7 protein-coding genes and 1 pseudogene are annotated in these 8344 nt (G+C 74.2%); 1 reads left to right on the top strand and 7 read right to left on the bottom strand.

Annotated features, from left to right (window positions below):
- A pseudogene (locus tag ACWGDE_RS32725) lies at positions 1 to 340 on the top strand (hypothetical protein); the annotation flags it as partial.
- A 36-nt stretch (positions 341 to 376) separates the two neighbouring features.
- On the opposite strand, the gene ACWGDE_RS32720 reads toward ACWGDE_RS32725, so the two are convergent.
- From ACWGDE_RS32720 to ACWGDE_RS32690, 7 genes are all read right to left on the bottom strand, one after another.
- Positions 377 to 3298 carry an ATP-binding protein gene (locus ACWGDE_RS32720; RefSeq protein WP_453392670.1) on the bottom strand — a complete coding sequence of 974 codons (2922 nt, stop codon included), beginning with the start codon at positions 3296 to 3298 and terminating at the stop codon, positions 377 to 379.
- A 226-nt stretch (positions 3299 to 3524) separates the two neighbouring features.
- The gene (locus ACWGDE_RS32715) at positions 3525 to 3941 is read right to left on the bottom strand and encodes an ACT domain-containing protein (protein WP_453392669.1); all 417 of its coding nucleotides are present in this window, start codon (positions 3939 to 3941) and stop codon (positions 3525 to 3527) included.
- A 62-nt stretch (positions 3942 to 4003) separates the two neighbouring features.
- Positions 4004 to 4501 carry a hypothetical protein gene (locus tag ACWGDE_RS32710; protein ID WP_453392668.1) on the bottom strand — a complete coding sequence of 166 codons (498 nt, stop codon included), beginning with the start codon at positions 4499 to 4501 and terminating at the stop codon, positions 4004 to 4006.
- Between the two features lie 134 nt (positions 4502 to 4635).
- On the bottom strand, positions 4636 to 4863 hold the full coding sequence (locus ACWGDE_RS32705) for a DUF397 domain-containing protein (RefSeq protein WP_453392671.1): 228 nt from the start codon (positions 4861 to 4863) through the stop codon (positions 4636 to 4638).
- A gap of 135 nt (positions 4864 to 4998) precedes the next feature.
- Positions 4999 to 6174 (bottom strand): thiolase domain-containing protein, encoded by a 1176-nt coding sequence (locus ACWGDE_RS32700; RefSeq protein ID WP_453392667.1) that lies wholly within the window; start codon positions 6172 to 6174, stop codon positions 4999 to 5001.
- Entirely contained in the window at positions 6171 to 7247 is a 1077-nt protein-coding gene (locus ACWGDE_RS32695; RefSeq protein ID WP_453392666.1) for a thiolase domain-containing protein, read from the bottom strand. Before ACWGDE_RS32695 ends, ACWGDE_RS32700 begins: the two co-directional genes overlap by 4 nt.
- Positions 7247 to 8215: a Zn-ribbon domain-containing OB-fold protein gene (locus ACWGDE_RS32690; protein ID WP_453392665.1), complete on the bottom strand. Its 969-nt coding sequence runs from the start codon at positions 8213 to 8215 to the stop codon at positions 7247 to 7249. Before ACWGDE_RS32690 ends, ACWGDE_RS32695 begins: the two co-directional genes overlap by 1 nt.
- Positions 8216 to 8344 lie beyond the last annotated feature (129 nt).

Raw genomic sequence — 8344 nt, 5'->3', positions numbered from 1 at the left:
GGGCGTGACCGCGTCCGGCTTCGCCGCCCTGCGCAGCGGCCTGCAGGTCACCAACCCGCCGCAGACCATGGTGCTGCGCTTCACCTACACGGCGGACTCCCCCAAGGAGGCCGCCAAGCGCGCCAACGCGATGACCGAGGCGTACCTGCTCAAGCGGCAGGAAGCCCTCGACCTGACCCGCGACCAGCTGGTCAAGGGCTACACCGACCAGCGCGACCCGGTGGCCAAGCAGCTCTACGACTTCGTCAAGCAGATCGCCACGATGCCCGCGGGCACCGCGCGCACCGCATCCAGCCCGGCGGGGCGGACCTCCCCACACCCTCCGAGGGGTGAGGCGTAGGGGGCCGGGGCCGGACCCCGTACCGGTTCGGGGGCTTCAGGCCCGGCGGGGTACCGAGCGGAGTGCTTCGTGGAGGCCCGCTTGGTCCGTGCCGAGTTTGCGGTAGACCAGGGACTGGTCCTGCTCCGAGACGGTGGTGTCGCCGGCCAGCAGGCGGTCCACCACCTCCCAGTCGTCCTGGTCCAGCTCGTCCTCCCAGAAGATCCCGCAGAGCATGCCGCCGCCCGCCGCGAAGTGCGCCTCCCACGCGGTGGCCAGCAGGCCCTCCGCCCCGCACTGCGTGGCCGCCACCACGGCCCGTACGGTCACGTCCGCGTCGGCCCGCTCCCGCCCCAGCGCGGTCAGCGCGAGCGCCAGCTCATAGCCCGCCGGCGATGCGGACAGGAATGCCACCGACTCCTCCAGCAGGGCCTCCCGGTCCCCGGGCAGGGCCACCTCCGCCGCCACCCGCAGGGCCTGGCCGATGCCCGACGGGGCGCCGAACGCGCGGGCCTGGCGGACGGCCTCCGCGGTCAGGGAACGCGCCCGCGCCGGGTCCTCCGCGTACACCGCGCGGGCCAGGTGGAGCCGCCACGGGCACCAGGTCGGGTTCTGGATGCCGCGCGGGGTCAGCCTGCGGTCCACCGCCTCCAGCTCCGCCGCGGCGGCCTTCGTCTGGCCGCGTGCCAGCAGGAGCTCCGCGTACACCGTCTGGGAGTCGGGGAAGACGACGGCCGCCGGGAAGGGCTCCCCGAACTCGTGTTCCTGCGCCAGTTCCCACGCCTCGTCCACCCGGCCCCGCGCCAGGAGCGTGGTGACCAGGATCGCGATGGTGTACCAGTGCACCGGCGTGCCCCGCCCGACCCGCTCGGCGAGCCGCAGGCCGGCCCGCGCCAGCTCCTCCGCTTCCGCCAGCCGCCCGCGCCGGTAGCGGATGTACGCGCGCAGGCTGTACGCGAAGGACAGGTGCGCCCCGCGCCAGCCCTGCCGCTCGAACTCCGCGGTGCCGGCCTCGAACAGTTCCTCGGCCCGGCCGGGCCGGTCGGCGTACATGTGCACCATGGCGACGAGCACGGGAACCTCGAAGCCCCGGTCCTCGTACGCCCAGCTGAACTCGGTTTCGAGCACCCGGCCCGCGTGGTGGAGGACCACGTCGACCGGCTCCCCGCGCAGGCAGGCGTCCCACGCGCGCAGCCCGATCACGTACCGCTCGGTGAGGTCCCGACCGGTCAGCCGGTCGGCGAGTTTCGCGAGCCGGCGCGAGCGGGCCGGGGAGTCGGTCTCGGCCGCGTTGAAGGCGTCCCACATGAACTGCTCGGACTGCAGGCGCAGGCGGGCGCGTACGTCCTGGGTGTACGGGATCTCCCGCGCGAGGGATTCCGAGGCCTCGGCGAGGCGGTCGCTGTGCGAGAGCACCTGGGCCAGCCGGATGACGATGCCCTGCCGCAGCGCCGGGTCCTCGAAGGGCTCCGCGAGGGCGGCGCGCAGGTGGTTGACGGTGTTGGCGGGCTCGGTGAGCAGGGAGGCGCAGCCGAGCTCGTAGAGGACGGCCGCGCGCTCGTCGAAGTCCGGGGGTTCGCGCAGGGCCCGCGCGAGCTGGCGGCGGGCGGCTTCGGGGGCGCCGGCGCGGAGGTTCTCGCCGGCGGCCTCGCGCAGGGTGCGCACCACCCAGGGGTCGTTCTCGGGGTGGGTCTCCAGCAGGTGCCGGGCGGCCGCGGAGGGCCCGAGTCCGGCGTCGACGACGGCCGCGGCGGCCTTGCCGTGGAGGGCGACCCGCAGGGCGTCGGGGATGGCGCGGTAGATGGCGGTGGCGATGAGCGGGTGGACGAACTCCAGCCCGGCCCCCTCCTCTTCGCCGGGTCCGCCGACCCCGGCGAACTCCGCGGCGCCCACGAGTCCCCCGGCACCCACGAGTGCCGCGGCCCCGACGGATCCGCCCGTCACGGCGGCTTCGGCCGGCGCCGACAGGATGCGGGCCTCGCGCAGCCTCCTCGTGGCGTCCACGGCCTCCTCGGTGCCGAGGCCCGCGACACGGGCGGCGAGGTCCCTGGGGATGGCGGTGCCGAGGACGGCGCAGGCCCACGCGAAGCGGACGGTGGAGGGGCCGAGGCTGTGCAGCCGGGCGACGAGTCCGCTGCCGCGCTGGGCGGCGGCGAGGTCGCGCAGCAGCGGGGCGCTGGCTTCGACGGGGTCGAGGCCCTTGTCCCGTACTTTCGCGGTGAGTTCGACGGCCTCGAAGGGATTGCCGGTGGTGACGGCCCAGGCCTCCCGGCAGAAGGCGTCGTCGGCGTGCTCGCCGACGGCTTCGCGGACGAGGGTGGAGACGGCGTCCTCGGTGAGCGGCGCCAGGGTCAGCGGGCGGTGTCCGGCGCGGCCGGGCAGCGTACGGAAGGCCTCGGCGTGCGCAGGCAGTTCGTCGGGCCGGTAGGCGACGACGAGGAGCAGCGGGAGGTGTTCGGTGCGCGGGGCGAAGGCGGCCAGCCAGGAGAGGGATTCGGGGTCGGCCCAGTGGGCGTCGTCGAGGACGAGGGTGACGGGCGCGCGCTGCACGATGAGGTGGGTGAGGACCCAGTCGAGTCCGTCGCGCAGGCCCTGGGGGTCGGGCGGGGCGCCCTGTTCGGCGGCGCAGAGGCCGAGGGCGGGGCCGACGATGGAGTACCAGCTGCCGAGGGCGGCGCGCAGTTCGTCGTCGGTGGTGCCGGCCAGTTGGGGCTGGATGAGCTGGCGGGCGACGTGGAAGGGCTGGCTCTGCTCCTGCTCGCCGCCCCGGGCGGCGAGGACGGTGCAGGAGGCGGCGTGGGCGCGGCGGCGGACCTCGGCCAGCAGGGTGGTCTTGCCGAGGCCAGCCGGTCCGGAGAAGGCCAGCAGGGCTCCGTCGGCGTCGGGGCCGGCGAGCTGGTCCAGGGCCTCGTCGACGGCGGCGAGCTCCGTGTCGCGTTCGAACATCGTGCGCCGTTTGCGGGTCCGGCGTTCCGTCATGGCTGGTACCCCCCAGGCCTGTTCGGAGGATCAGCGTACGCCCGCGCACGCGCGCGGGAAGGCCCGTGCCGGAAATCGAGCTGATCTTCCTTTCGGGGTGCCCGGCCGGGGCCTCGCCGGGGCCTCGCAGCGCCCCCGCAGCGCCCCCGCCACGGCCACGCAGCGGCCCCGCCACGGTCCCGCAGCGGCCTGCCCGGGCCACCCGTCCGCGGCCCGCCCCCGCGGCTCAGTCCTCCGCGGACCGGGCCGCGAGCGCTTCCAGGACGGCCACCGCCTCGGCCGCCCGGTCGGCGGCGACGAAGAGGTGGTCGTGGTGGTAGCCGGCGATGACGTTGCAGCTCAGGCCGTGTGCGCCGAGTTCGGTGGCGAAGGCGGCGGTGAGGCCGACGGCGTCGAGGGAGGAGTGGACGCGCAGGGTGATCCACCCGGCGGTGTACTCGTAGGGCAGGCCCGCCTCGTCCGCCTCCTCCTGGCCGAGGACGAGGGTGAGCCCCTCGGGTTCCAGGATGCTGGCGACGGGGGTGAGCCCGGCCAGGGCCTCCGGGTCGGTGTCGCCGGGGATGGTGCAGAACACGTACAGCCCGTCGTTCAGTTCGGGACGCATTCCGCTCAGCAGTTTCCGCAGGTCGCTCTCTCCGCTCACGCCGCCACCGTACCCGGGGTCGAGCCGCGGCCGGGATGACACCCCGGTGCGGTCCCCCGGCGTCACCAGTACTCGGACCGGTCGGGCTCCGGCTCCTCCCCGCGCAGCCGCCGGTGCCACCAGGCGAGCGGGCGGCCGAGCCGGTCGGCCCGTCCGGAGTCCGGCGGGTCCGGGTCCTCGATCGTGCGGCGGCGGAACTCGTCGTCCAGGCCGCGCAGCACGCGGCACAGGGCCTCGCGGGCGACCGGCGGCAGCAGCCGGTGGTGGTCGCGCAGTTCGTCCCGGACGGAGGCGACGCCGGCGAAGGCGCACCCCGGACAGTCGGCGCACGGGGAGGGGCCCAGGTACAGGTGGCGGCCGGGGCGGCTCAGGAAGACGCGGTACCTGGCCAGCAGGCCCGCGATCTCACCGGCCCGTCCGGGGCGGGCCCAGTGCACGGCCGCGGCCGCCTCGGGAGGCAGCCGGTCCACGGGCGGGAGCGCCCGCGCCCAGGCGGGCGGCCTGCGGCCCTCGTACGTTCCTCGTTCGGCGCGCAGTGCGCCGGGCCGTCTACGCGGCATCGCCCTTTCGGCGGATGATCGTCATGCGGCCCATGATGCCGCGACGCCCCACGGGCGGCAAGGGGATACGGCGGCCACCGGGGCGGCGGCTTCCGCGCCCGGTGGTGCGCCGTGTTCCCGTGCCGTGCCGTCGGCTACGTGAGGTCGAATTCCCCGCCGCGCGCGTTCAGGACGAACCTGCGCCACTCGTCCGGCGCGAAGATCAGCGAGGGGCTTTCGGGGCGGTCGCCGTTGCGCATCGCGATGAACCCCTCCACGAAGGCGATCTGGACGTCACCCGCCCCTCGGCTGCTCGACTGCCAGTCGGCCCCGGTCAGATCGAGATCCGGCTTCCCCCAGCCGGCCGGCGCCTGCGAAGTCATGCTCTCGGCCACGTGTTTGCTCCTCCCGGTACGTCGTCGTCCCGGGGTCAGGTTAACCATCGCACGCCGTGCCGCACAGGCCACGATCCGTCACTCGTGGCCGGTGCGGCACCCCGTCCGGAAACCGGATTCCGTTCAGGAGGACGGCGGTTCGGCTCCCACCAGCCACATCGCGAAGAACTGCGCGCCGCCGCCGTACGCGTGGCCCATCGCCCTTCGGGCGTCCGGGACTTGGTGTTCCCCGGCCTGTCCGCGCACCTGGAGCGCGGCCTCCGCGAAGCGGATCATGCCCGAGGCGCCGATCGGGTTGGTGGACAGCACACCCCCGGACGGGTTGACCGGAAGGTCGCCGTCGAGTTCGGTGACCCCGGCCTCGGTGAGCTTCCAGCCCTCGCCCTCCTCGGCGAAGCCCAGGTTCTCCAGCCACATCGGCTCGTACCAGGAGAACGGCACGTACATCTCGACCGCGTCGATCTCCCGGCGCGGATCGGTGATCCCCGCCTGCCGGTAGACGTCGGCCGCGCAGTCCTTGCCCGCCTGCGGGGAGACGAAGTCCTTGCCCGCGAAGAGCGTCGGCTCGCTGCGCATCGCCCCGCCGTGCAGCCAGGCCGGCGGCTTCGGCGAACGGGCGGCGCCCTCCCGGTCGGTGAGGATCATCGCGCAGGCGCCGTCGGAGGACGGGCAGGTCTCGGAGTAGCGGATCGGGTCCCACAGCATCGGGGACGCCTGGACCTTCTCCAGGGTGATGTCGTGCTCGTGCAGGTGCGCGTACGGGTTCTTCAGCGCGTTGCGGCGGTCCTTGTACGCGACGAGGGAGCCGACGGTGTCGGGGGCGCCGGTGCGCCGCATGTACGCGCGCACGTGCGGGGCGAAGAACCCGCCGGCCCCGGCCAGCAGCGGCTGCTGGAAGGGGACGGGCAGCGACAGCCCCCACATGGCGTTGGACTCGGACTGCTTCTCGAAAGCGAGGGTGAGCACGGTGCGGTGGACGCGGGCGGCCACCAGGTTGGAGGCGACCAGCGCCGTGGAGCCGCCCACCGAACCGGCCGTGTGCACGCGGAGCATGGGCTTGCCGACGGCGCCGAGGGCGTCCGCCAGGTACAGCTCCGGCATCATCACGCCCTCGAAGAAGTCGGGGGCCTTGCCGATGACGACCGCGTCGATGTCCGCCCAGGTCAGCTCGGCGTCCGCGAGTGCGCGGGCCGCCGCTTCGCGGACCAGTCCGGCGATGGAGACGTCGTGGCGGGCGGCCACGTGCTTGGTCTGGCCGATGCCGACGACGGCCACCGGCTCCTTGCCCGTCGTGCTCATGCTCGGTCCCCTTCCAGGACGGCGACCAGGTTCTGCTGGAGGCAGGGGCCTGAGGTGGCGTGCGCGACGGCCCGGTCGGACTCGCCGCGGTGGATGCGGGCTGCCGCCTCGCCGATCCGGATCAGGCCGGCGGCCATGACCGGGTTGGCGGCGAGCGCTCCGCCCGACGGGTTGACGGTCACGTCCTCGCCGAGTCCGAGGGCCTTGCGCAGGACGACCTCCTGGGAGGAGAACGGCGCGTGCAGTTCGGCCGTGTCCACCGGGCCCTCGAAGACGCCCGCGTGCTCGGCGGCGATCCGCGTGGACGGGGAGTCGGTGAGGTCGCGGAGCCCGAGGCTGTGCGCCTCGATGCGGTGGTCGATGCCGGTGATCCAGGCCGGCCGCTCGCACAGTCGCCGTGCCACGTCCCCGGCGGCCAGGATGACGGCGGCCGCGCCGTCGCCGATGGGCGGGCAGTCGCCGGTGCGCAGCGGGGCGACCTGGTAGTCGCCCTGCGGGATCGCGCCGGTGAGCTGGGCGTGCGGGTTGGTGTTCGCGGCGGCCCGGCTGCGGGCTCCGATCGCGGCGAGTCCGGCTTCGTCGGTCTCGCCGGCGTCGATGAGCGCCTGAGCCTGGAGGGCGGCCAGGGCCACCGAGTCGGGCCAGAGCGGAGCCAGGTAGTAGGGGTCGAGCTGGCGCGTCAGGACGTCGCGCACCGATCCCGGGGAGGACTTCCCGTACGAGTACACGAGCGCGGTGTCGGCCTCGCCGGTCTGGATCTTGACCCAGGCCTCGTACAGGGCCCAGGCCCCGTCCATCTCCACGTGCGATTCGGAGATGGGCGGCCAGGCGCCGACGCCGTCGAGGGTCATGGTGAAGGAGAAGGCCCGGCCGGCGAGGTAGTCGCTGGAGCCGGAGCAGGTGAAGCCGATCTCGCCGGCCTTCAGGCCGGTGGCGGCCAGCACCTGGTGCAGGACCGGCATGACCATCTCGACTTCGCTGAGCTCGTCGGTGCGGCGCAGGTGGTCGCTCTGCGCGAAGGCGACGACGGCTACCTCGCGCGCGTGCCGCTGCGTCCTCGGCGTGCCTGGCATCAGATGAGCTCCTTGTACACGTCGTAGTCCGCGTCCGGCTCTCCGGTGGGGCGGTAGTGGTCGGGGTAGCGCCCGCCTTCGGTCCAGACCGGTTCGACCCTCAGCCCCATCCGCACCTCGTCGTACGGGATGCCGCCGATCCGGCCGTGGAGGGCGAGGCCGGCGCCGTCGAGGGCGATGTGGGCGTAGACGTAGGGGACTTCGATGTCGAGGTTCTTGGCCTTGATGTTGACGATGCAGTACGTGGTGACCGTGCCGGCCGGGCCGACCTCGACCTGGTCGGTGGTCGCGACCCCGCAGGTGGGGCAGGCGCCGCGCGGGGGCACGTACACCTTGTGGCAGGAGGGGCAGCGCTCGCCGATGGTCTTCCGCTCCGAGAGGCCCGCGATGTACGCGCTCTGGGCGCGGCCGGGGCTGTACGTGTAGTCCAGGCGGGCCTGGGCGACGATGCCGGTGACGGGGTCGGCGAACTCCCCGCCGTGCGGGGCCGCCTGCGCGGCCCCGTCCCCGTCCGCGGAATCCGCGGGCTCGAAGCAGGCGATGTCGGTGATCGCCCCGGTCCGCTCCGCGGCCCAGCGCACGCGGACCCGCATGCCGGTGGCGACCGCCTCGGGGCCGGGGGCGTCGAGGGCGTGCAGGATCGCGGTGTCGGCGCCGTCGAGCCGTACGAGGACCCAGGCGAAGGGGGTGTCGAGGGGCTGGTTGGGGCGCGGGGAGCCGTTCCAGGCCCAGGTGGTCACGGTCCCGGTGCTGCCGACCTCGACCAGGTCGCGGATCTCCTCGGCGGTGACGGGGTCGTACTCGACGGGCGGCACCATCACCTTGCCGTCGGCGGTCGTGACTCCGAGCACGACGCCTTCGCGCAGCCCGGTGAGGAAGGCGCTCTGCACGGGCCCGAGGGACCGGGTGAACGGGAACTCGACGACGAGGGGCGCGCGGAGGATCTCCGGTGGGGACGCGGCTGTCATGGGTGGGTCTCCGATGTGTGGGTTCCGAGAACGGTCAATGTCCGGCGCCGCGGCTTTCGGCCCCGCCGGACAGAATCAGCCCCGCCGGGCAAATCCGGCCCCGCCGGCGTTTGAGGCGCGGGTGTCCGG

Source organism: Streptomyces sp. NPDC054956 (assembly GCF_053609185.1).
The sequence above is the reverse complement of the archived record's forward strand: the minus strand, read 5'-3'. Positions and strand labels throughout refer to the sequence as shown.